Genomic DNA, 22,152 nt, shown 5'->3' on the forward strand with positions numbered 1-22,152 from the left:
GGGCGGGGGACGCCACGGGCGTCTGGGGTGACTCCGTGCAGGCCAGGCAGGCGGCGAGGAGACAAGCGGATAGCAGGGGAGCGCGGTTCATGTCCCCGGGTCTAGTCCATCATGCTGAAGGGACGGATGGGGGCGCGCCGCCTCTGTGCAGGAGCCATCAGGCTGGGCTGACAGCCACGGCCTGTCAGGATTGCGTGCTTGCGTCGTCTGGGGACTTCGGTTACTCCTCCGACACCGGAAAGCGGTTCTGCGCGATTAGCTCAGCTGGATAGAGCGTTGGCCTCCGGAGCCAAAGGCCGCAGGTTCGAATCCTGCATCGCGCGCAGATGTAAGGGCCCGGAATCACTGGGGAAATCCCAGGGATTCCGGGCCTTTGCTTTTGGGGCGTGCGCTGCTCGCGGCGGTATGCCGGCGGGGCTTGGACGTTCCAGGGGATGGCGTTGCCTCAGCCCACCTGGAGACGGACTCATGAACCCTCGGAAGACGTCGTCGCCCCGCGCAGTCTGCCTGCTGACCCTCCCGGTCCTGCTCTTGATGGGCATGGGCTGCGCGGCCCAACGCCAGCAGGTCGCGCTGGAGGATGAGGTCCGCGAACACGTGTATCGCAAGCAGCTCGCGGACGTGTGGCCCACGGCCCTTGCCCTGCTCAAGGACAAAGGCTTCTCGGTCATCGCGGATCCCACCCGCTACGAAGCCCGGACGGAATGGGCGCAGATCACTCCGCCCTCCTCGCTGGGGACCCACTACGCGACCTTCTTCGTGGTTGGCACCGAGCGCGGCTCCGGTCAATGCACCCTCCGGTACTTCCGCAACGAGCGATCCGTCGCGGTCGTCCCCAGCCGGCCCGGCCAGGCGGATCAGCACCTGGAATACCAGCCGGATGGCATCCAGGGCTCGCGGCTCGTCCCCGCGGACCGCGACCGCGACCTGGAGTGGCAACTGCTCCAGCGCCTGGAGCCGGACTTCGCCCGCACCCTCGCGGCGAAACCGTGAGCCCGCCGTTGCTCGCGCTGGTGGCGCAGGGTCCTCCCCTTATCGAATGCCCCAGCTCCGGCCGAAGCGGGCCAGGCAGTGCCAGACCTTCTTGAGTTGCTGCGGCTCCACCGACGCGTCCGCACGTGCCCGGCCCAGGATGAACGGCGTGAGGCGTTCATCGTCCGCGAGCTGCTCCGCGAGCCGGAGGATGTCGTCACCCCGGTAGCTCGCGTGAGGCCGCAGCTCGTTCAGCGTGACGGCGTAGCCCGGATGCCATTCCACGCAAACGCCCAACGCGCGCGCTTCGTCCTCAATGGGGGTTCCCTCGTAGCTGGGGTCGAGCACCAGGGCCTCGATGTCCTCTGGAATCCGGAGGTCGCCATGGACGTGGGCCTCGACGTACCAGTCCAGCGGATCCTCGAAGGGCGTGGCCTCCGCCAGGCCAATCAGCGCCATCCGCTCGGAGGTCCCGAAGGACGTGGGCTCGAAGACGCTGTCCGGGAAGCAGAAGCTGGAGCGGTCCAGCGCTGCCTCCGTCAGCCGGAAGTAGCTGGAGCCGAAGCGGGGTGAGCCCCCATGGGCCTCTCCGCGGAAGTTCAGTGAGCCGTACTTGGGGCGCTCGCTGCCGTGGCGCGCATCATAGAAGCCATTGAAGAGACGGCTCTCCCACCGCCAGCGGGCTCCGTCGGGAAACGCCGTGAGTCCGCCGTTGCTCGTGCGCGTCTCGAACTGGGAGCGGTACCGGCCGTCACGCCGCATCGCGGTCAGGATGCCGCCTCCCTCGAAGAGTGCATCCGGATGGAAGTGCAGGGTGACCCGGAGCTGGCGATCCATGGGACCGCCCCGGGCCTGCGGGTGCACATGCTCCAGGGCGGGATGGCGCGAGCGCATGTCCCGCTCAGACGCCCGTCACCTGACGGATGAACGCGAGCATCCGCGAACACGTCGTGTCCAGGTCCATGTGTGCCTCGGCCATGCGGCGGGCCTCCAGTCCCATGGCCTCCAGTGTAGCCGGGCGCTGCACCAGCGCGTCCAACATGTGCGCCAGCGCCGTGTAGTCCCCCGCTGGCACGATGCGCCCGTCCACGCCGTCACGCACCAGCTCACCCACGCCGCCCGCGGGCGTCGACACCACCGCCAGGCCCGCGGCCTTCGCCTCCGCGATGGCCCACGACGACATGTCCGCCATCGTCGGCAGCACGAAGAGGTCCGCCGCCTGCGCCAGGCCAATCAGCTCCGGCGAGTTCGGCTGTAGGCCCACGTGCACGCGCACCCCCGGCGGCGCCTCGAAGGGCGTGGACGTCACCATGTCCAGGTGCCAGCCCTTCCGCCGCGTATCGCGCGCCCAGCGCAAGAGCAGCTGGCCGCCCTTGCGCCCCAGGTCTCCTCCCACGAAGAGCAGCCGCACGACTCCGTCCCGGCGCTTCTTCTCCGGCGCGGGCCGCCACAGCGTCGTGTCCACGCTGGGCCAGACGACATGCACGCTCGTGTCGGGCACGCCGTACTCCTCCACCAGGGAGCGCTTGGTGAACTCGGAGAAGGACAGCAGCCCCTTCGCGATGGCGTACGTGCGCCGGTGCAACACGTTCTTCGCCCGGCCCATCCAGCCCGCGTGCTGCGTGCGCAGGCCGTAATAGCGCAGGTATTCCTCCAGCCCGCTCGGCGTCGCATCCGTGGAGATGACGCTCGGCACGCGGCGCATGAAGTCGTGCGACAGGTGCGCCATCCGCTGCGTGTGCACCACCGCGGCCCGCACCGGCTCCGTGGCGCAGGCCCGGTTCAGCGCACTCCGGGCGCGCAGCCCTCCGCGCACCGACAGCCGCGAGCGCACCAGCGGCAGCTGCTCCCAGACGTCATCCGCGTGCTCGTCGATGGGCAGCCACACCGGCACGATGTCGTCGCGGCGCGCCATCGCCCGCTTGAGGTTGTCCAGGAACACCGCGTTGCCGAGCGTCGTCTCGATGACGAACGCGATGCGTGGAGCTGAGGACTGCATCCGCTGCGCGCGCCTCCCCAGGGCCAGGGTGTCCCTCCCGGGCATATAGGTGCCCGGTGCGGTATCACCAACGGCACCCCGGGGCACCCGTCCGGATTCGCACGAAGGGGAGGGACCGCCGTCACGCCTCCGGCTGCGCGGGCTGTTCCGGCAGGTGGAAGCGCACCTGGCGCACGCGGCGCGGTGACGCCTCCATCACCTCCAGCACCGTGCCGTCCGGCATGGGCAGCTTCGTGCCCGGCTCCGGGATGGCGCCTCCCGCGAGCGCGATGCACAGGCCCGCGACGGTGGAGTAGTCCTCGCTCTCCTCCAGCTCCAGCTCCAGCGCGCGGTTCACCACGCGCAGGCTCGCCTCGCCCTGCACCACCGCGACGGTGGGGCCCTCGCGCCGCACCAGCTCCTCCGGCGTCTCGGACTCGCTGAGGATGTCCCCCACCAGCTCCTCCACCAGGTCCTCCACCGTCACCAGCCCCACCACGCCTCCGTGCTCGTCCACCACCACCGCCAGCTGCATCCGCCGGCGCTGCAGCTCCTTCATCGCAGCGATGGCGCGCATGGACTCCACCAGGAACAGCGGCGGGCGCAGCACGTCCTCCATGACGATGAGGTGCCCCTCCCAGGCCACGCCCAGCAGGTCCTTGGCCACGATGTAGCCCACCACGTTGTCCAGCGTGCCCTCGTACACCGGCATCCGCGAGTGCCCGTGCTCCAGCAGCACCTGGCGGATCTCCTCGTTGCTCGCGTGCCGGCGCAACGAGATGATGTGCTCGCGCGTCACCATCACCTCGCCCAGCGTCAAATCCCCCAGCGCGAAGGCCCGCGACGCAATCTCCCCCGCGCGCGGATCCAACGTGCCCTGCTTCGACGCCTCCTCCACCAGCTGCAGCAACTCGTCAGGCGACAGGCGCGACTCGGAGAAGTTCGTCTTGTCCCCGAAGAGCTTCAGCACCACGTTGGAGCTCGCGGTGAGGAACCACACCAGGGGCCGCATCACCCACGCCAACGCCTTGAGGGGCCGGCCCAGCGTCAGCGCGTACTGCTCGGAGTAGCGCAGCGCCAGGGACTTGGGCACCAGCTCTCCCAGCACCAGCGACAGGTACGACACCAGCGCGACCACCAGCGCGAACGCGACCTGGCTCGCCGTGGCCTCCGGCACACCCAGCCCGGCCAGCACCCCCGACAGCCGGTGCGCGATGCTCGCGCCGCCGAAGGCCGCCGCCGTGGAGCCAATCACCGTGATGCCAATCTGCACCGTGGCCAGCAGCCGCTCCGGATCATCCCGCAGCGCCGCGACGGCCTTCGCGGACTTGCTGCCCTGCTCCAGCAGCTCCTTCAGCCGCGTCTTGCGCACGGACAGCAGGCCCAGCTCGGCGCCCGCGAAGACGCCGTTGGCCAGGACCAGCAAGAGGATGATGACGAGCTCCGTGACGATGGCGGCCCTCCTGGCTGGATCCACCTCGCCACGTGGCGGCGGGTGACGCCTCCAGTCCTACACCCCCAGCGATTGCAGGAGGAGCGACAATTGGTCGCGACTCGCTCCCTTGGGCAGGTAGTAGTGGGGACCGGACATGAGTGCGCTGCCCACATCCTGCGCCGCCGCGGAGGTGAGGAAGACGATGCGCGGGTTGGTGGACGCGCGTGGAAGCTTCTCCACCACCTCCAGGCCACTCATCCCCGGCATGTTCAGGTCCAGCAGCATGACGCCGAAGCGCTCGCCCCGCCGCAGCGAGTCGAGCGCCTCCTGTCCGTCCGCTGCCTCGGTGGTCTCATAACCGAGGTCCTCCAGGCTCACCCGGAGGAACTCCCTCCAGTCCGCATCGTCATCCACGACCAGGACCTTCCGAGCCCCATCATCCAGCGCGAGTCGCCCCAAGCATCCTCCTGACCTGAGGAGAACCTTCCGGGGCCCCGCTGGCATTCGCGACACTTGTACTCAGGGACAGCCTCCAGCAGGCAGCCGGGCAGGCCCTAGAACAGCGCCATGCCCAACTGGCCCACCAGGTACTGGAGGGCGGGCCTGACGTTGTGGACCGCCGTGCGCGGCTTCGCGGGCTCCGACGCCTGGCACCACGCGGGCTCACCCACCATCCGGCCGGCGATGTGGCTGAAGACGCGGAAGCGGCCCAGGTCCGTGCTGCTGCCGGAGTTGTAGACGCGCAAGGAGCGCTCGCCCGGGGTGCCCAGGTCCGCCTCGCTGGGGATGTGCCGGTGGCCGTGCAGCACCAGGTCGGCACGGCCGCCCACGCGCTCCAGCAGTCGGCTTCCCAACGCGAGCTCCGACGCGTGGGGCAATCCGAACTTCGTGGCGATCCACTCCGGGAAGCTCTCCAGCGGCAGCGGCATCACGTGGTGGTGCAGCAGCACCGCGACCAGCGTGTCCTTCGGCGCCTGCTCCAGCGCGCGGTCCACTTCGTCCACGACGCCTTCCGTCAGTTCGCCGTGGCTGTGGAAATAGTTGCGGTTGTGTTCACCGGTGGAGTCCACGCAGACCAGGAAGAGGCCCGCCTTCTCCACCGTGTGGACCTTGCGACCCTCCATGAAGACGCTGCCCACATCCTCGCCGGGCCGGTCATGGTTGCCGGGGATGAAGGTGAGGCGTCCGGTCTCCATCCAGGGAGAGAAGTGTTCACGGAAGCGCTGGAACTCGGCGTGGGATCCGCGGTGCGTGAGGTCTCCCGTCACCACCACGTGATCCACTTCCTGCGCTGTCAGGGCCTTCACCAATGAGGACGCGGAGGCATCGCTCTCGCGGCTCATGTCCAGGTGAAGATCCGAAAGATGCGCCAGCTTCAGGGAGGGCATGTTGAAGGAGATAGGCATCGATTCTTCGAGCGGCGAGGGTTGCTGTACGAAGGTTCGTCAAAAGTTGGGCCAGCGTCGTTCACCCCACCCCGTTGCTGGGGATCCACTCCGTCGCGGGAGTGCCACGAGCACGCATCGGCACCAGGCGCGTGCCTGACACCACGCGCAACCGCGTGCCGCGCCAGTCCACCGTGCGCCTGAACGCGCCGTGCCACCACGCGGCGAAGAGCAGCGCGTCTTTCACCAGCACCGCGGGAGCCGCGCGCAAGGAAACGGGCTGGGGCCGCAGCGAGCGGAACACCGCCACGTCCACCCAGACCTTGCCCAGCGCCACCGCGAGCGCCGCCAGGCCCGTGAGCGCGGACGGGTGGATCAACGCGCCCAGCACCGCGAGCGGAACCGGGTTGAGGAGCGCCTGCGCCAGGTACGTCGAGGGCGATACCGCTGTGCGGTGGATGACGCTCCAGCGCAGGTAGCGCTGGAAGAAGGCGTCCACGCTCTTGCGCAGGGACACGTTGAAGACAGGGGCGTGCGCCAGCACCACGCGCTTGCCCAGCTTGCGCGTCACCCACTGGCCAATGACGTAGTCCTCCGCCAGCACGTCCTTCACGGAGAAGAAGCCGCCCAGCGCCTCCACGTCCTCGCGGCGCAGCGCCATGGACTTGCCCACCACGATGTCCCGGTCCGCCACGTGCTTCGCGGCGATCATCCCCGCCGCCGCGCTGGAGGACAGGTGCAGGTTGTCCAGGAGCGAACCGAAGGTCTTCTCACCCAGTCCCGCCACAGGGTGCGTCACGCAGCCCACCGTGGGGTCCTCGAATCCAGCGGCGATCTCCTCCAGGTAGCCGTCCCCCACGCGGGTGTTGCTGTCGCTCACCACCCACAAGTCGAACCGGGCCTCGGACGACAGCGTCACCAGCTGGTTCACCTTGGGGTTGAGGCCGGGCTCGCCCTCCTGGAGCACCACGCGCATGACGTGGGGCCACTTCGCCTGCGCGGCCCGAGCCACCGCGTAGGCGGGGTCGCGAGCGTCCTTCACGCCCAGCAGCACCTCGTAGTGGGGGTAGGGCAGCCGCGCGAAGCAGGCGAGGTTCGCCTCCAGGTCGTCATCCACGCCGCACAGCGGCTTGAGGATGGACAGGCCGGGGCGGTGCGTGGGGCCGGCGGGGACGGTGCGGCGGTGGCGGCGCACGAACAGCGCCTGGAGGAGGAGGGCGACGAGGCCCACTGCGGACGCGGCCAGGAGGAGGCTGGATGCGATGAGCATGTCGCCACCCTAGAGGTCCCACAAGGCGGGACCGGGGCGGCGGAACGGCGGGACGGCCAACTCGCCGTGACACGCCGGTGAAGCCGCCTACTCCAGGTCGCGGCTGCGCGGGTGGCGCACGTCCTTGCCACGCACCATGTAGATGACCATCTCCGCCACGTTGAGCGCGTGGTCGCCAATGCGCTCCAGGTGCTTCGCGATGAACATCAACGCCGTGGCCCGGCGGATGTTGCGCGAGTCCTCCATCATGTAGGCCAGCAGCTCGTTGAAGATTTTCAGGAAGAGGGCATCCAGCAGGTCGTCCCCCTTGAGGACGTCCTCCGCCTTGGCTGCGTCCCCGGACACGAACGCGTCCAGCGCCTTCTTCACCTGCTGCTGCGCCAGCTCCGCCAGCTTCGGCGTGTCCACGTATGGCGCCAGCGGCGGCGCCTGGTTCAGGTCCATGGCGCGCTCGGCGATGTTCACCGCCAGGTCACCAATGCGCTCCAGGTCGGTGACGATCTTCAGCGCCGTGGTGATGAGGCGCAAATCGGACGCGGCCGGCTGGCGCAGCGCGAGGATGCGGCGGCACAGGTCGTCGATGTCGACCTCCAGCCGGTTCACCTCGCGGTCCGCCCCGACCACCTGCTCCGCCAGCGCCGAGTCGCGGTCGGTGAGGGCGCGGGTGCTCTGGGAGATGAGGGCCTCCACCTTGGCCCCCATGGCGAGCAGCTTCTCGCGCAGGTTGCGCAGGTCCTGCTCGAATGCCTTGTCGGTGTGCGTGGCCGCCATGTCGTCCTGTTCCGTCGCGCGGGAGGGCTTCAGCCGAACTTCCCGGTGACGTAGTCCTCCGTGCGCTTCTCGTGGGGGTTGGTGAAGATCTGCTCCGTGGGACCGCACTCCACCAATTCTCCCATGTAGAAGAAAGCCGTCCGGTCGCTCACGCGCGCGGCCTGCTGCATGTTGTGGGTCACGATGGCGATGGTGTACGTGGCCTTGAGCTCGTGGATGAGCTCTTCGATCTTCGCCGTGGCGATGGGGTCCAACGCGGACGCGGGCTCGTCCATCAGTAGCACCTCCGGCTCCACCGCCAGCGCGCGCGCGATGCACAGGCGCTGCTGCTGACCGCCGGACAGGCCCAGGGCGCTTTCCTCCATCCGGTCCTTCACCTCGTCCCACAGCGCCGCGCCGCGCAGGGACTTCTCCACCCGGGCGGCGAGCTTCGCCTTGTCCTTGAGCCCGCCCACGCGCAGGCCGTAGGCGACGTTCTCGAAGATGGACTTGGGGAAGGGGTTGGACTTCTGGAACACCATGCCCACCCGCCGGCGCAGGTCCACCACGTCCAGGGCGCGGTCGTGGATGCTGCGGCCGTCCAGGAACACGCTGCCGTCGTGGTTCGCGCCCGGGATGAGGTCGTTCATCCGGTTGAGCGAGCGCAGGAAGGTGGACTTGCCGCAGCCGGACGGGCCGATGAGCGCCGTCACCTTGTGCTCGAGGATGGGCAGGCTCACCTGCTTGATGGCCACCTTGCTGCCGTAGCGCAGGGTGAGCTCGCGGGCTTCCATCTTGTTGCGAGGCGTGGCGGAGGAGAGGGGCATGGGATGAAGAGCGTCAGTGTCCGGCAGCGGCCTTGCGGCGCGTGCGCGTGCGGATGACGACCGCGACCAGGTTCAGGGCGAAGGTGAGGAGCAGCAGCACCAGCACCGTCGCGTACAGCAGCGGGCGGGTGGCCTCCACGTCCGGCGACTGCGTGGCCAGCACGTAGGTGTGGTAGCCCAGGTGCATGAACTGAGAGTTCAGGCTCGTGGGCAGGTCCGGCAGGAAGTACGCCGCGCCGGTGAAGAGGATGGGGGCCACTTCCCCCGCGCCGCGGGAGACGGCCAGCACCGCGCCGGTGAGGATGCCCGGCAGCGCGCCCGGCAGCACCACCCGCGCCAGCGTCTGCGACTGGGTGGCTCCCAGCGCCAGGCTCGCGGTGCGCTGCTCCTGAGGCACGGCGCGCAGCGCCTCTTCCGTGGACACGATGACGACGGGCAGGGTGAGCACCGCCAGCGTGAGCGACGCCCAGAGGATGCCCGGCTGGGCCCAGTGCAGCTCCTCGTAGCCCAGCGCGTGGTCCAGGCCCTTGCCCACGAAGAGGATGAAGAAGCCCAGGCCGAAGAGGCCGAACACGATGGAGGGCACGCCCGCCAGGTTCGCCACCGCCACGCGCACCGCGCGGGCTAGGAAGCTGGTGGGCCGGGCGTACTCATGCAGGTACACCGCGGTGAGCACGCCCACCGGCATCACCGCCAGGGTCATCAGCAGCGTGAGCGCCGCGGTGCCGAAGAGGGCGGGGAAGATGCCGCCGCCCATCATCCCGTCCGACGGCGCCTGGGAGAGGAACTGCCAGGAGACGTGGCTCCAGCCGCCCCGGACGACGTCCAGGAGGATGAGGGCGAGCATCGCCACCATGACGAACGCGGCCAGCCCCGTGAGGGACACGAGCGACAGGCCCACGACCTTGCGTGTGGCGTGCTTCACCCCGCACCTCCCTTGAGCCGCTGGATGACCTTCTTCGTCCACACCCCCGCGAGCATGTTGAGCACGAAGGTGAAGAGGAACAGCTCCACGCCAATGAAGAAGAGCAGCGCGTAGTGCGGGCTGCCCACCACCACCTCGCCCATCTCCGCGGCGATGGTGGCGGACAGCGAGCGCACGGAGTCCCCCAGGTTCCAGGACACGATGGCGGCGTTGCCGGAGGCCATGAGGACGATCATCGTCTCACCGATGGCGCGCCCGAAGCCCAGCACGCACGCGGCGAGGATGCCGGGGGCCGCCGCGGGGAGCACCACCTTCCAGGCCGTCTCCCAGGGCGTGGCGCCCAGCGCCAGGGAAGCCTCCCGGTAGCTGCGCGGCACGGCGGTGAGCGCGTCCTCGGTCACCGTGAAGATGACCGGCACGATGGCCAACGCCAGGCCCAGGCCCGCCACCACGGCGTTGAGCCGGGACGTGAAGCCGAACGTCTCCTGGAGGAAGGAGGCCATGACCATCAGGGCGAAGAAGCCCAGCACCACGGACGGGATGCCGGCGAGCAGTTCGATGGTGGGTTTTAGGATTTCGCGCAGGCGGCGGGGGGCGAACTCCGCGGCGAACAGCGCGCCGAAGATGCCCAGGGGCACGGCCACCAGCATGGACACGGCCGTCGTCTTCAGCGTGCCGATGAAGAGCGGAATCATGCTGACCTTGGGTACGCCGGACACCGGCTGCCACACGTAGCCCAGGGGCTTCCCCTTCCGCACCATCTGGGGAAGGAACATCTTGGAGAAGCTGGCCTCCTCGCGCGCCGCCGCGTCGGTGACGAGCGTCAGCGCCTCCTTCGCCACGAAGACGAGGATGAGCACCAGCGCGGCGATGCCCGTGAAGGCCACCGCGGTGATCAGCGCGGCGATGGCCTTCTCCTTCAGCTGGCGCCGGCGTGCCGCGGGCGACAGCATGGGCAGCGCCACTGGGGGCGCGAGGTCCTGCTCCTGCATGACGGCCTGTCTATCCAACATGGGAACCCCGCGCCGGGTGACAATCGCGTGACGCCAACTACTTCACAGGGAAGTAGCCGACCTGGGTGACGATGGCCTGACCCTCGGCGGACAGCGCGAAGTCGATGAACGCCTTCACTTCGCCCGCGGGCGCCTTGCCCAGGTAGAAGAACAGGTCGCGCGACAGCGGGTACTTGCCGCTCTTCACGTTCTCCGCGCTAGGGGCGAAGGTCTCGTTGCCCTTCTTCACCTTCAGCTCCTTGATGCCCTTGCCGTACGCGGCGCCGCCGTAGCCGATGCCGTTCTTCTCCTTGGCCACCGCGTTGACCACCGCGGCCGTGCCGGGGAGCGTCTGCGCCTCCGGGGCGAAGTCCTCGCCGCCCAGCACATGGTCCTTCACGAAGACGTAGGTGCCGGAGGAGTTCTCACGCGAGTACGGGACGATGGGAGCGTCCTGTCCGCCCACGTCCTTCCAGTTCGTCGTGTCGCCCAGGTAGATGGCCTTGAGCTGCTCCGTGCTGAGCGCGTCCACCTTGTTGGTGTCGTTGACGTAGAAGGTGACGCCGTCCTTGGCCACGGACAGAGCGGTGGGCGCGGTCTTGTTGCGGGCGCGGATCTTCGCCGACTCCGCCTCCTTGATCTCCCGGCTGGACATGGCGATGTCGGTGGTGCCGTTCTGCAGGGCCGCCAGGCCCGTGCCGGAGCCGCCGCCCGTCACTTGAATCTTCGTGGCGGGGTTCTTCTTCATGAACGCCTCCGCCCAGCGCTGGGCGAGGATGACCATGGTGTCCGAGCCCTTCACCGTCACCGTGCCTGCCTGGGCGGTCAGCGGGAGGACGGCAAGCCCGAAGGCGACGAAGCTTGAGAGCAGAGTCTTCTTCATGAGGTGTCTCCTCCTCGAAGGGTGTCGAGGTCGCGTGACGATCTATGGACCCGATGTGGCCGTTTGACGGCCCTTGTGTGACAAATGGGTTACGGCAGGGAGCGCCTGGCTAACCGGCCGCCGGATCCACGATGCGATAGCCAACACCGCGCACCGTCTCCAGGAGGGCACGGGCAGGGCCCAGCTTGTCGCGCAGGCGCATCACGTGCGTGTCGATGGTGCGCGTCTCCAGCGCGCTGGACAGGCCCCAGACCTGCTCCAGCAGCTGTTCACGGGTCTGCACCCGGCCCAGGCGGGCCATGAGGTACTCCAGCAGGCGGAACTCCAGCGCGGTGAGGGGCGTCTCCTTCTCCTCCACGAAGAAGCGGTGCTGGGTGACGTCCAGGCGCAGGGGGCCCAGCGCCAGGGGCGGGTTGCCCTCCTGGGGCGAGGACGAGCGCCGGAGGATGGCCTTGAGCCGCAGCACCAGCTCGCGCACGGAGAAGGGCTTGACGACGTAGTCGTCCGCGCCGACCTCGAAGCCTCGGATGCGGTCCGCCTCCTCGCTCTTCGCGGTGAGCATGACGATGAGCACGTCACGCAGGCGGGGGTTGGCGCGCAGGTGGCGGCAGACCTCGATGCCGGACAGGTCCGGCAGCATCAGGTCCAGCAGCACCACGTCCGGGGTCTGCTCGCGCGCGGCGGTGAGCGCCGCCTCCCCGGTGAAGGCCACGCGGGTGGTGAAGCCCGCGCCGCGCAGGTTGAAGTCGATGAGCTCCGCTAGGTCGCGCTCGTCGTCGACGATGAGTACGTGGGACATGGCGGGCACGTACTGTGCGCGCATCGCTTCGCGCCTACGTGACGCGCCGGCAACAAGTGCGTCACGTCCGTCACGGAAGGGTGTGCGCGAATACGACGGGCGCGGACGGACCCCGAGGAGAAGGGGGACGGGGCCGTCCGCGCCACTTGTCCTCGCCTGGGCTGCGCGAGGCCACCTTTGGCGTGCGGCCTGGCGCATCCGCGCCGTGGCCGTCGCCATTCATTTCGTTGGGCACCACCGGCATGACGGCGTCCACGCCGCGCGGCTCATGGGCTTCAGGCGCGGGAGACGGCGGACGTCAGACGGCGGCGGCTTCGTCCATGCCACCGCGGCGCGGCAGCTGTTTGCGGCGCAGCGCGATGCCTGGCTCATCCGGAGCGTCAGGCGGGGCCACGGGGGCCACGCCGCGCAACGCGGGTTGGAGCGAGGCGAGGAACGCGGCCAGGCCGCATTCGGTGGGGACCGGTTCGATGAACAGGCCGCCCGAACGGCGGTGCTTCTCCGCGAAGACCTTGATGCCGACGTCGGCACGGGGGTGGTCTTCCTCGAAGGGGCGCTGATTGCCCTGGCCCTGGCTCATCGGGACGGTGGGCGTGAAGGGCTTGTTGGGCGCCATCACGCCGGGCAGCAACCCGAGCCCGACGACGACCCCTGCCATCAGCATCAGCTTCAGCAGACTGCTCATGCGTGCCACGACCGACGCGCACGCGCGCTCCAGGCCGTGTCTTGCACCGGGAACCGCGAGGGCTGTGGCCTGGGGGGCATGCATGAGTCGCCGAAGCGAGCATCCTACCGCAACGGCTCTTCCCGCATGCGCCCCAATCCCGGAAAAGCACCTCGTCGCCCGCGAGGGTGGATCACGGGCGCCGCAGGGGCCGCCCCGGCGCAGCCATCCACTGCAGGGTGAATTCGCGGCCCTCGGGCCGCAGGGCGACCGCGCAGCCCTTGCGGAGCTTGTCCGGCAAGGCATGGCCCAGCGCGAGCGCGGCGGCGCGCTCCAGCGAGGGGTTGTGTCCCACCAGCGCCCAGCCCGGGCCCACGTCGAGCGCCAGCTTGAGCACGTTGCGGGCCGCGCCCTTCATGGGGACGAGCGCGGGGTGGACCTCCACGTGGGACAGGCCGAGCGCGTCCGCGAGCAGCTCCGCGGTCTGCACCGCGCGCACCAGGGGGCTGGTGATGATGCCCATGAGCGGCGTGAGGCGCGCGAGCTTCTTCGCGTGCTGACGGAAGGCGGCGCGGCCCTGCGGGGTGAGGGCGCGGGCCTCGTCGCCCAGGGCGTGGGAGTCCTCGGCCACGGCGTGGCGCACGAGGAGGATGGGCAGATCACGTTCGGCCATGGGCTCGCGTTGTAGTGCTTTTCGCGCCCGCGTGGATGTGACGAACGGGTGGACTGCTGAGTGGACTACTCCACACCGCCCAGCAGGAAGGCGAGCAGGAGCAGCGCGAGCACGCCGGTGGTGATGGCGGCGAAGGCGCGGTCCTTCTGCGCGCGGAAGATGCCCAGGGACAGGGCCACGCGCAGCACGGGCACGGTGATCATCACCAGGAGCCCGGCCATCACGAAGGACTGGCCGCGCACGGCCATGACGCCCTCGAAGACGTCCGTCAGTTGGTGCGGCGCGTCGTCCGGCGAGGTGAGGCGCTGGAGCGCGTCCGGGGACGAGAAGTAGTCCGGGTGCCGGAAGAAGGTCATCACCATGCCGCACGCGACGAGCGACAGGCTGAGCAGCACGCCGCCGCGCAACAGCTGGCTGATGAGCAGCTCCGGCGTGAGCGGCACCACCTCGTCCTGCGCGACGGCGGTGGTGGTGGTCTCCGGAGGAGACGGAGGTTCGCCGGTGGCCGAGCTCATCCGTGGATTCCCTTGGACAGCATCTCGTACGACACCCACAGCAGGACGGCCACGAAGAGCCTGCGCAGGGAGCCGCTCTTGAGCTTCGTGAGGTAGCGCGAGCCCGCGAACGCGCCCAGCGTGACGCCCACGCAGACGGGGCCGGCGATGAACGGGTCGATGTCGCCTCGCGCGAAGTAGATGCCCGCACTGGCCGCCGCCGTGACGCCAATCATGAAGTTGCTGGTGGCGGTGGAGACCTTGATGGGCAGCCCCATGGCCAGGTCCATGGCCGGCACCTTCAGCGCGCCGGAGCCGATGCCCAGGAGCCCGCTCACCGTGCCCGCGACGTACATGAGCCCCAGGCCCACGAGCGGACGGTGCACGCGGTACGCCACCTCGCCGCCGGTGGACACGTCGTAGTAGCTGCCGTGCAGCGCGAGCCGGTCCGCGAGGGCATCCGGCGGCGGCTCTTCGCGGGGTCTGCCGTCCTCGCGCAGCTTGCGCAGCATCGCGAGCGCCGAATAGGCCATCACCGCGCCGAAGAGGAAGTACAGCGCGCGCCCGCTCACCACGCCCGCGAGCATCGCGCCCGTGACGGCGCCCGCCACGGTGGCCAGCTCCAGGAACATGGCCACGCGCATGTTGGCCAGCCCGTCGCGCACGTACGCCGCCGCCGCGCCGCTGGACGTGGCGATGACGGACACGATGGAGGCTCCCACCGCGTAGCGGATGTCCACCTTGAGCACGAGCGTGAGGACGGGGATGAGGATGAGGCCACCGCCCAGGCCCAGCAGCGAACCCATCAGGCCCGCTCCAATGGAGATGCACAGCACGATGGCGACGAAGTTGAACGGAGTGGCGTCCAAGACGGTGGCCATCTTCCTCCTGGCCCTCCTGCATGCAAGCGCTTCACGCGCAGCCCGTCTGGTTGCCCGCCCTGGACCGCCCCCCAAGGGTGAGGGGACGGTGGTCCTTCAACGTTGCCGGGGCGCGTTGGACGGCTTCGTGTCGTGTGCCGGCGGCGTGTCCGGGGGCTGCGGTATCTGCCAACCCTGGAAGAGCGGCCAGCCCCGGTAGGGATTGCCCCGGGTGGGTTCTTCCGTGGGTTCCGTTGGCTCCAGGCGCTGACCGGGGTGCGGTGGCGTGCGCAGCAGCACCCACGCCAGCACGACGCACAGCAAGCTCATGGCGACGATGCTCCACGCGCGCGTGCGGGGCTCCAGCTCCATCTAGAAGCGCCCCCGCTTGAGCAGGTCGCCCTTGGAGAGCGAACCCAGCAGGTGCCTGCGTCCATCCACCACGGGCAGCCGGTCCAACTCCGTGTGGCCGAACCGCGCGGCCACCTCCGCCAGGGACAGGTCCGGGGTGATGGGCTGCACACCGGTGTCCATCACGTCCGCGGCCACGGTGGCCTGGAGCAGCGAGTGGTCCGGCAGGTGGCCCTTGAGCGCGTCCAGGGTGATGACGCCCAACAGGCGCCCCTCCGCGTCGGTGACGTAGAGGTCCGCGCCCGCGGGCTGCTCCAGGAGCAGCACCACCACCTCGTCGAAGGGCGCGGAGGGAGGCACCCGCTGCGTGGCCGGTGACAGGAGCGAGCGCACGCCTTCCTCCCGCAGCCAGTGCGGCACGGAGGCGGGCACGCGCACGTCGCGCTTCGCGAGCACGGACGTGTAGAGCGACTCCGGCTCCAGCCGGCGGCTGACGACGGCGGCCACCACCGCGGCGAGCATCAGCGGGAGGATGAGGTCGTAGTCGCCGGTCATCTCGAAGATCATCAGCACCGCGGACACGGACGCATGCGTGGTGCCCGCGAGCACCGCGCCCATGCCGAGCAGCGCGTAGGCCCCGCTGGGCGCCGCCCCGCCCGGAAGCGCCCGCTCCACCATCATCCCGAACGCGCCGCCCAGGAGCGCGCCGAAGAAGAGGGACGGGGTGAAGAGACCGCCCGGCACCCCCGCGCCCGCGCACAGCGACGTCACCGCCAGCTTCGCCAGGGGCAGGATGAGCAGCAGCGTGAGGGGCAGCGTCCCGTGCAGCGCCATGTTCACGGAGTCGTAGCCGTTGCCCATGAGGTACGGCCCCGCGATGGCGGTGACGCCCACCACCGTCATCGCGACCAGCGGCATGAACGGGGTGAGCCACGAGGGCAGCTTGTCCAGCAGGTCCGACGTGAAGTTGATGCCGCGCACGTAGAGCGCGGAGGCCCCGCCCACGAGCACGCCCAGGATGAGCGCGAGCAGCAGTTCGCGCGGGTGGGTGAGGGCGTAGTGGGGGATGACGTAGCTGGGATGGTCCGCGATGAGGGTGCGCGACACGAGCGTCGCCACCACGCACGACACGACGATGGGGCCGAAGAGCTCCAGCGCGAAGCTGCCCAGCAGCACCTCCAGACCGAAGAGGGCCGCGCCGATGGGGACGTTGTACGCGGACGCGATGCCCGCCGAAGCGCCGCACGCCACCAGCACGCGCGCCTGGCCCGGCCCCAACTTCAGCCATCCGGACATCGCGGAGCCACTGGCCGCGCCCGTCTGGAGGAGCGCGCCCTCGCGGCCCAGTGGAGCCCCCAGCGCCACCGCGAGGATGGACACGAAGCCGCGCAGCAGCGCGCGGGGGAAGGGCAGCCGGCCGGACTTCACCCAGATGGACTCGATGATGCCCGCGGTGCCGTGGCCTCGCAGGGGCTGGCCCACCACCAGGGACACCAGCGTCACCAGCGCGCCGCCCAGCACCGGCACCAGGAACCGGCGCCAGCCCGGCGACGCGAGCGCGCCCTCCAGGAAGTGCTCGGAGTTGGTCTGCCAGAACAGGTGCTGGGTGAAGCGCAGCACGGCGAGCAGCGCCACCGCGCCCAGGCCGGAGATGAGGCCCACGCCCACCACCAGCACCCAGAAGCGCCGCTCCTGTCCCAACAGGCCCCGGAGGATCCGCCGCAGCCAGGGCGAGGGTGCCCCCGTCCTCAGGTCGGGATGTACGGCTCCGGATGCGGGTTCGGGCATGGCCTCCACACCTGTCCAATGTACGGAGGAGGGAAGGGCCTTCCCGGGACCGCACGGTATTTCCCGGAGGCTTCCGCCTGGCCGCCTGTCCTCCGGACGGACTGCCGGTCCGACGGAGTCCTGGCCACGTCCCGCTGCGTGCTTTTCGCGGGCTGTCGCGTTCCGGACGGGTGACCGGGCCGCCGGAGTCCTTGCCGCGCAGCGCTGCATGCCTCGCGCGGGCTGTCGCGTTCCGGATGGACTACTTGCCCGACGGAGTCCTGGCTCCCTTTCCCTGCGTGCTCTTCGCGGGTTGGCGAGCACCGGAGTCCCGAGGCGGGGCGCCCGTGGAGGGCTGGCCTTCCGGTTCACCCGTGAGGCCCAGGTGGATGCCGGGCGGCGGAGGGTTCTTCAGCACGGACTCCGTCCGCGTCGCGGGCTCGGTGATGTCCGGCGCGAAGCGGTCCGCCAGCTCCGCGGCGGCGTCGCTCATCTCGCGGTGCGCGACGATGGTGCGCTCCAGCGTCTTGCCCAGCCGGGCCGACGTGTCGAAGGTCTGCCGGGATTCGTCCGAGCCCGGCAGCGAGTCCTGGTACGAGAACGCGAGCGTCGCGTCCCGGCGCAGCGCATCCAGCAGCCGGGCCAGCTGCTGCTGCAGCTCCGCGTCCTGCTCCGCACGAGGGCGCTCCAGCAGGCCCCGCTCGCCGCCGAACCAGACGCGCCCCACCTTCCCGAAGCCCTCGTCCGCGGAGGCCAGGGGCACGTCCTCCATCACGAGCAGCGGGTGCACGCGGCGCGGGAAGTCCTGTTCATACAGCGCGAAGAGCAGGGTGCCGTCCGCGCGAGGGAACACCGCCGCGGTGCGCGAGCCGAAGGGGAAGAAGGGCGTGGCGGACACCTCCGCGCGCTTCGCCACGCGGGCCCGGGCCAGCGCGTCCAACGGCGTCGTGTCCTCCATGGCGCGCTTGGGCGTGCGGCGCAGGTTGTTCATCAGGTCGCGCGCCTGGTCGATGCCCACCACCACGTTGAGCGCGCTGCCTCGCGAATAGCCCGCGTGGTAGACGCCCACCAGCTCGAACTCGCCCGTCTTGCAGGAGATGGCGAGCACGGGCGACCCCGAGTTTCCCTGCGACAGGAGCGCGTCGATGACGAAGTCGTCGTGGTACCACTCCTTGTACTCGTCGCGGTCGTAGGCGGAGATGACCTTGCCCATGTTGGTGGCGTTGAAGACGCCCAGTGGGAAGCCGCGCACGTCCACCACGTCGCGCTCGCGCACGGCGGCGCTCCGGCCCACCTTCCACGGCATCACCGTCAGGGGCGTCTTGGACTTGATGACGGCCAGGTCCAGCTGCGGATCCACCACCGCCTTGGACAACGGAACGTCGTCGCGGTCGTAGTGGTCCGCCTCGTTCTCCACGATGCTCAGGCCGTCCTTCACGCGCTTGCAGCCGGAAGGCACGCCGTCCACCGGGCGCGCGTCGCTGGTGACGTCCGGCCACTCCACGACGTGCTCGTTGGTGAGCAGCAGCGTCTCCCCGGCCTGCTGCTTGTAAGCGAACGCGGTGCCGTGCGCGGACACCGGCGTGCGCGTGCGGCGCACGTTGCCCTCCGCTCCGTAGGACAGGCACTCGTACACGGCGGTGCTGCGCACGCAGTACGTGTACTTCTTCTTCATCGCCTGCTCGAAGGCCCGCGCCTTGGGGGACAGAGCGGCGTAGCTGTCCGCGTATTCGCCTTCGCAGTATGGCGCGGGCGGTGGTGACTCCTCCGCGGGCGCCTCCGTGGGCGGCGGAGTCGTAGAGGGCGCCTCTGCTCCGGCAGCGGTCAGGGACACCGCTACCACCGACAGTCCGACCATCCACCCGACCATGGCCCCTCCCGCGTTGTCGTCGCCTCAGGTGTTGCTAAGGCCCGGCGCGCCCGAGTGCATCTGTGCGTGCGGGAGGCCAAGCGGATTTCGGGCTGCGAAAAGCCCGCTGTCCGTCAGAAGTGACGGCGCGCCTGTCCATTCCCGGACGGGCCGTCCTGACGCACACGGTGGGCGTGGGCCTCACCCGTCCAGGTCGTTGAGCGCGTCGGGCGGAAGCGGTGATGCGCCCGTCACCGTGCCGTCCAGGTCCAGGGGCAGCGTGGACGGATCGACCTCTGGCGGAGGGTTGTTCTCGAAGGGCGCGGCGAGCACGGGGCGCGCACCTCCGGTCCCCGGGGGCGGACGCAGCACGGGCCCCGGAGGAGGCAGCCCCGAGTGCCGCCGCGCGGCCTCCATCAGGGCGTTGTGGTGGCGGTACCTTGCCTCCACGAGCTTGTGGATGAGCAGCGGCCCCCCGGGCACGCGGCGCGCGGTGAGGGCCTGGGTGGCCTTGCGCACCGGGTAGCGCACGCGGCGGATCTGCACGCGCCAGCCCTTGGGGGTGAAGGTGAAGACGCCGTAGGCAGGGCGCAGGTCGCCGTCGCGAGGAATCCCGGCGCTGGCCACGTCCGCGATGAGCATCCGGCCCACGCGCCGGCGGTAGGGGAAGTGCAGGTGCCCGAAGGCGCACGCGGCCGCGTCCAGGTGCGTGAAGAAGCGACGCACCGCGACGTCGTCCAGCGTGGGGTCCAGCGACTCCTCCAGGTTTCGGGGATTCGCGTGGCAGATGAACAGGTCCTGTCCCTTGCGCGGCGTGTAGCGCAGGGAGAAGGGCATCTGTCCCAGCTGGTGGAGCAGCGTGTCGCCCAGCTGGTCGCGCGTCCAGCGCAACAGCTCCGTCTTCCAGTGGTCGCGCTCGCGGTACGCGCCGCCCAGGTAGTTGCCGGCGAGGTACGCGTCCGTGTTGCCCATGATGAGGGCGTGGCACTTGCTGAAGAGCAGCTCCACCGTCTCGCGCGGGTGCGCGCCCCGCAGCGCCAGGTCTCCGGCCGCGACGATGTAATCCGGCGCCACCGATTTGGTGATGTCGTCCAGCACGGCCTCGCAGGCCGGAAGGTTCCCGTGAATGTCCGCGAGGATGGCGACCCGCATGGCCGCCCCCATCCTAGCCCGTCGCAGCCGTCGGGCCAGCCGCCGAGGGTAGAAAAATGACAAAGGTACTGCCCGCGTTCGGCTGGCTCTCCACCTTCACCTCGCCATCCATCGCGCCCATCAGATGCTTCACGATGGAAAGGCCCAGTCCCGTCCCCCCCATGTCCCGGCTGCGGCCCTTGTCCACCCGGTAGAATCGCTCGAAAATCCGGGAAAGATGCTTGGGCTCGATTCCCACGCCTGTGTCGCGCACGCGCACGACGCACCGGCCGCCCTCGTACGCCCCGTCCACGTCCACCCTGCCGCCCGCAGGCGTGTACTTCACCGCGTTGTCGAGCAGGTTGAGGAGCACCTGCTCGATGGCCCGCCCATCCCCCATCGCCACCAGCCCCGGCGGCACGTGCAACCCGATTTGCTGGTTCTTGCCCTCGGCCTTGGGGCGCACGCCTTCTGCGGCGCGGGAGACGGCCAGGGCCAGGGGGACCTCCGTGCGCTGGAAGGTCATCTCGCGCGCCTCCAGGCGGGAGAGCTCCAGCAGGTCCTCCACCAGCTCGGAGAGGCGCTCGGACTGGCGGTGGATGATCTCCACCATCTTGGGCGCCACCTGGGTGTCCTGGAGCGCGCCGCCCTGGAGCGTCTCCGCGTAGCCTCGGATGGCGGTGATGGGCGTGCGCAGCTCGTGGGAGACGTTGGCCACGAAGTCCTTGCGCACCTTCTCCAGCCGGCGCAGGTCCGTGACGTCGTGGAAGACGGCGGAGCTGCCGGGCAAATCCCGCCCCACGGGCGTCACGCGCACGGCCAGGGTGCGGGAGTAGAGCCCCTCGAGCGTCAGCTCCAGCCGCGTGGAGGCGCCTTCATGGCAGGCGCGGGCCACCGCGTCGTTGAGCGCCTCGTTGCGGATGAGCGCGAGCGGCCGCTGGCCCACGATGGCGCCGTGCGCGGGCAGGAGCATCTCCGCGAGCGCGTCGTTGTGGCGTACCACGGTGCCCTCCGCGTCCGTCACCCAGAGCCCCTCCGCCATGCCGTCCAGCACGGCGGTGAGGATGCGAGCCTCCTGGTTGAGCGCGGCGGCGCGCATGGACAGCTTGTCGTCCAGCGTGTCGATGGCGTCTTCCAGCTGCGCCAGGTCGTCCGTGCGCTCCAGGCCCGCGGGCGGTGCCACGTCCATGCCCGCCGCCAGCGACTGCGTCTTCTGGGTCAGCGCGCGAAGCTGTCGCTCCATGGCCACGCGGCTCGTCCCCAGGGCCAGCGCGGAGCCCGCCAGCGTGACGAGCCCCGCGGCGAGCGCGCCCGCCGGGTGCCCGAAGAGCACGAGCAGCGTCGAGACCAGCAGGGGAGGGACGAGCAGGGCCAGGAGCGTGAAGCGCAGGGGCATGGCGGCCTCACGGAGGGCTGAGCTTGTAGCCCACGCCGCGTACGGTCTCGATGATGTCGCCCGCGGGGCCCAGCTTCTCGCGCAGGCGCTTGATGTGCGTGTCCACGGTGCGCGTGTGGATTTCGGCCTGGATGCCCCAGACGTCGGACAGAAGCACCTCGCGCGTCTGCACGCGGTCGCTTCGCTCCAGGAGCGTGCGCAGCAGGCGGAACTCCAGCGCGGTGAGGATGACCTCCTCGCCCTTCACCCGCACCTGGTGGCGCGACGTGTCCAGGCTGATGTCGCCCGCGACCAGCTCCGCGGCGGGGCCTTCCTCCGCGTCCGCGCGGCGCAGCACGGCCTTCACGCGCAGCAGCAGCTCGCGCACGGAGAAGGGCTTCACCACGTAGTCGTCCGCGCCCAGCTCCAGTCCCTGGATGCGGTCCGCTTCCTGGCCCTTGGCGCTGACGATGACGACCGCGGCCTTCTTCAGCTCCGCGTCGCTCTTGAGCATGCGCAAGACTTCACCGCCCGCCACGTCCGGCAGCATCAGGTCCAACAGCACCAGGTCCGGAGGATGGGCCCGCGCCCGGGCGAGCCCCCCCGCGCCGGTGTTCGCCGTGTCCGTTTCGAAGCCCGCCGCGCGGAGGTTGTAGTCGACGAGTCCGGCCAGGTCCTGCTCGTCCTCGATGATGAGGATGCGCGCCATGAAGGTGCTCCCGCGAAGGGATGGAATGCGTGGCGTCCCGTAACAGATTCGTTCCGGCGCGCC

General features: G+C 69.9%; 23 protein-coding genes and 1 tRNA gene. 2 read left to right on the top strand and 22 right to left on the bottom strand.

What is annotated here, in order from left to right:
* Positions 1–249 precede the first annotated feature (249 nt).
* Positions 250–323, top strand: a tRNA-Arg gene (locus D7Y11_RS09815).
* A gap of 145 nt (positions 324–468) precedes the next feature.
* Positions 469–993, top strand: coding sequence for a hypothetical protein (locus D7Y11_RS09820; protein ID WP_120580404.1), 525 nt, complete (start codon positions 469–471; stop codon positions 991–993).
* A 39-nt stretch (positions 994–1,032) separates the two neighbouring features.
* On the opposite strand, the gene D7Y11_RS09825 is transcribed toward D7Y11_RS09820, so the two are convergent.
* The 22 genes from D7Y11_RS09825 to D7Y11_RS09930 all read right to left on the bottom strand — a co-directional run bounded on the left by D7Y11_RS09825 (position 1,033) and on the right by D7Y11_RS09930 (position 22,089).
* Complete coding sequence (locus D7Y11_RS09825) at positions 1,033–1,866, bottom strand: DUF3626 domain-containing protein (protein WP_120580405.1); 834 nt, start codon at positions 1,864–1,866, stop codon at positions 1,033–1,035.
* Positions 1,867–1,873: 7 nt separating this feature from the next.
* Positions 1,874–2,971, bottom strand: coding sequence for a glycosyltransferase family 4 protein (locus D7Y11_RS09830; RefSeq protein ID WP_120580406.1), 1,098 nt, complete (start codon positions 2,969–2,971; stop codon positions 1,874–1,876).
* A gap of 121 nt (positions 2,972–3,092) precedes the next feature.
* Entirely contained in the window at positions 3,093–4,376 is a 1,284-nt protein-coding gene (locus tag D7Y11_RS09835) for a hemolysin family protein (protein WP_120580414.1), read from the bottom strand.
* An 84-nt stretch (positions 4,377–4,460) separates the two neighbouring features.
* A complete protein-coding gene (locus D7Y11_RS09840) occupies positions 4,461–4,844 on the bottom strand; it encodes a response regulator (protein WP_120567753.1) in 384 nt (127 codons plus the stop codon).
* A gap of 95 nt (positions 4,845–4,939) precedes the next feature.
* Complete coding sequence (locus D7Y11_RS09845) at positions 4,940–5,791, bottom strand: metallophosphoesterase (RefSeq protein ID WP_126933558.1); 852 nt, start codon at positions 5,789–5,791, stop codon at positions 4,940–4,942.
* 61 nt (positions 5,792–5,852) lie between these two features.
* Positions 5,853–7,040 carry a ceramide glucosyltransferase gene (locus D7Y11_RS09850; RefSeq protein ID WP_120580409.1) on the bottom strand — a complete coding sequence of 396 codons (1,188 nt, stop codon included), beginning with the start codon at positions 7,038–7,040 and terminating at the stop codon, positions 5,853–5,855.
* Positions 7,041–7,127: 87 nt separating this feature from the next.
* On the bottom strand, positions 7,128–7,811 hold the full coding sequence (gene phoU, locus D7Y11_RS09855; protein ID WP_120567750.1) for a phosphate signaling complex protein PhoU: 684 nt from the start codon (positions 7,809–7,811) through the stop codon (positions 7,128–7,130).
* Between the two features lie 29 nt (positions 7,812–7,840).
* Positions 7,841–8,584, bottom strand: coding sequence for a phosphate ABC transporter ATP-binding protein PstB (gene pstB, locus D7Y11_RS09860; protein WP_120580415.1), 744 nt, complete (start codon positions 8,582–8,584; stop codon positions 7,841–7,843).
* A gap of 46 nt (positions 8,585–8,630) precedes the next feature.
* Positions 8,631–9,542: a phosphate ABC transporter permease PstA gene (pstA, locus tag D7Y11_RS09865; RefSeq protein ID WP_121752177.1), complete on the bottom strand. Its 912-nt coding sequence runs from the start codon at positions 9,540–9,542 to the stop codon at positions 8,631–8,633.
* Positions 9,539–10,534: a phosphate ABC transporter permease subunit PstC gene (gene pstC, locus D7Y11_RS09870; protein WP_169821295.1), complete on the bottom strand. Its 996-nt coding sequence runs from the start codon at positions 10,532–10,534 to the stop codon at positions 9,539–9,541. The genes pstA and pstC overlap by 4 nt, the downstream gene beginning before the upstream one ends.
* A 58-nt stretch (positions 10,535–10,592) precedes the next feature.
* Positions 10,593–11,417 carry a phosphate ABC transporter substrate-binding protein gene (locus D7Y11_RS09875; RefSeq protein ID WP_121752176.1) on the bottom strand — a complete coding sequence of 275 codons (825 nt, stop codon included), beginning with the start codon at positions 11,415–11,417 and terminating at the stop codon, positions 10,593–10,595.
* 109 nt (positions 11,418–11,526) lie between these two features.
* Complete coding sequence (locus D7Y11_RS09880) at positions 11,527–12,216, bottom strand: response regulator (RefSeq protein ID WP_120580417.1); 690 nt, start codon at positions 12,214–12,216, stop codon at positions 11,527–11,529.
* A 298-nt stretch (positions 12,217–12,514) separates the two neighbouring features.
* Positions 12,515–12,901 carry a hypothetical protein gene (locus tag D7Y11_RS09885; protein ID WP_126933559.1) on the bottom strand — a complete coding sequence of 129 codons (387 nt, stop codon included), beginning with the start codon at positions 12,899–12,901 and terminating at the stop codon, positions 12,515–12,517.
* Between the two features lie 172 nt (positions 12,902–13,073).
* On the bottom strand, positions 13,074–13,553 hold the full coding sequence (locus D7Y11_RS09890; protein ID WP_121752174.1) for a histidine phosphatase family protein: 480 nt from the start codon (positions 13,551–13,553) through the stop codon (positions 13,074–13,076).
* Between the two features lie 65 nt (positions 13,554–13,618).
* The gene (locus D7Y11_RS09895) at positions 13,619–14,068 is read right to left on the bottom strand and encodes a DUF1634 domain-containing protein (protein WP_126933560.1); all 450 of its coding nucleotides are present in this window, start codon (positions 14,066–14,068) and stop codon (positions 13,619–13,621) included.
* Positions 14,065–14,928, bottom strand: a complete 864-nt coding sequence (locus D7Y11_RS09900; RefSeq protein WP_120576312.1) for a sulfite exporter TauE/SafE family protein — start codon at positions 14,926–14,928, stop codon at positions 14,065–14,067. Before D7Y11_RS09900 ends, D7Y11_RS09895 begins: the two co-directional genes overlap by 4 nt.
* Before the next feature lie 96 nt (positions 14,929–15,024).
* Complete coding sequence (locus D7Y11_RS09905; protein WP_120576311.1) at positions 15,025–15,279, bottom strand: hypothetical protein; 255 nt, start codon at positions 15,277–15,279, stop codon at positions 15,025–15,027.
* Positions 15,280–17,046, bottom strand: a complete 1,767-nt coding sequence (locus tag D7Y11_RS09910; protein ID WP_126933561.1) for a chloride channel protein — start codon at positions 17,044–17,046, stop codon at positions 15,280–15,282. It lies immediately after the preceding gene.
* 241 nt (positions 17,047–17,287) lie between these two features.
* Positions 17,288–18,895 carry a S1C family serine protease gene (locus D7Y11_RS09915; protein WP_120576309.1) on the bottom strand — a complete coding sequence of 536 codons (1,608 nt, stop codon included), beginning with the start codon at positions 18,893–18,895 and terminating at the stop codon, positions 17,288–17,290.
* A 180-nt stretch (positions 18,896–19,075) separates the two neighbouring features.
* Complete coding sequence (locus D7Y11_RS09920; RefSeq protein WP_120576308.1) at positions 19,076–20,026, bottom strand: metallophosphoesterase; 951 nt, start codon at positions 20,024–20,026, stop codon at positions 19,076–19,078.
* Positions 20,027–20,039: 13 nt separating this feature from the next.
* Positions 20,040–21,401 carry a cell wall metabolism sensor histidine kinase WalK gene (locus D7Y11_RS09925; protein ID WP_121752172.1) on the bottom strand — a complete coding sequence of 454 codons (1,362 nt, stop codon included), beginning with the start codon at positions 21,399–21,401 and terminating at the stop codon, positions 20,040–20,042.
* 7 nt (positions 21,402–21,408) lie between these two features.
* Positions 21,409–22,089: a winged helix-turn-helix domain-containing protein gene (locus D7Y11_RS09930; RefSeq protein ID WP_120576306.1), complete on the bottom strand. Its 681-nt coding sequence runs from the start codon at positions 22,087–22,089 to the stop codon at positions 21,409–21,411.
* Between the last annotated feature and the right edge of the window lie 63 nt (positions 22,090–22,152).

It is taken from the genome of Corallococcus sp. AB018, from assembly GCF_003986945.1.
GTDB lineage: Bacteria > Myxococcota > Myxococcia > Myxococcales > Myxococcaceae > Corallococcus > Corallococcus exiguus.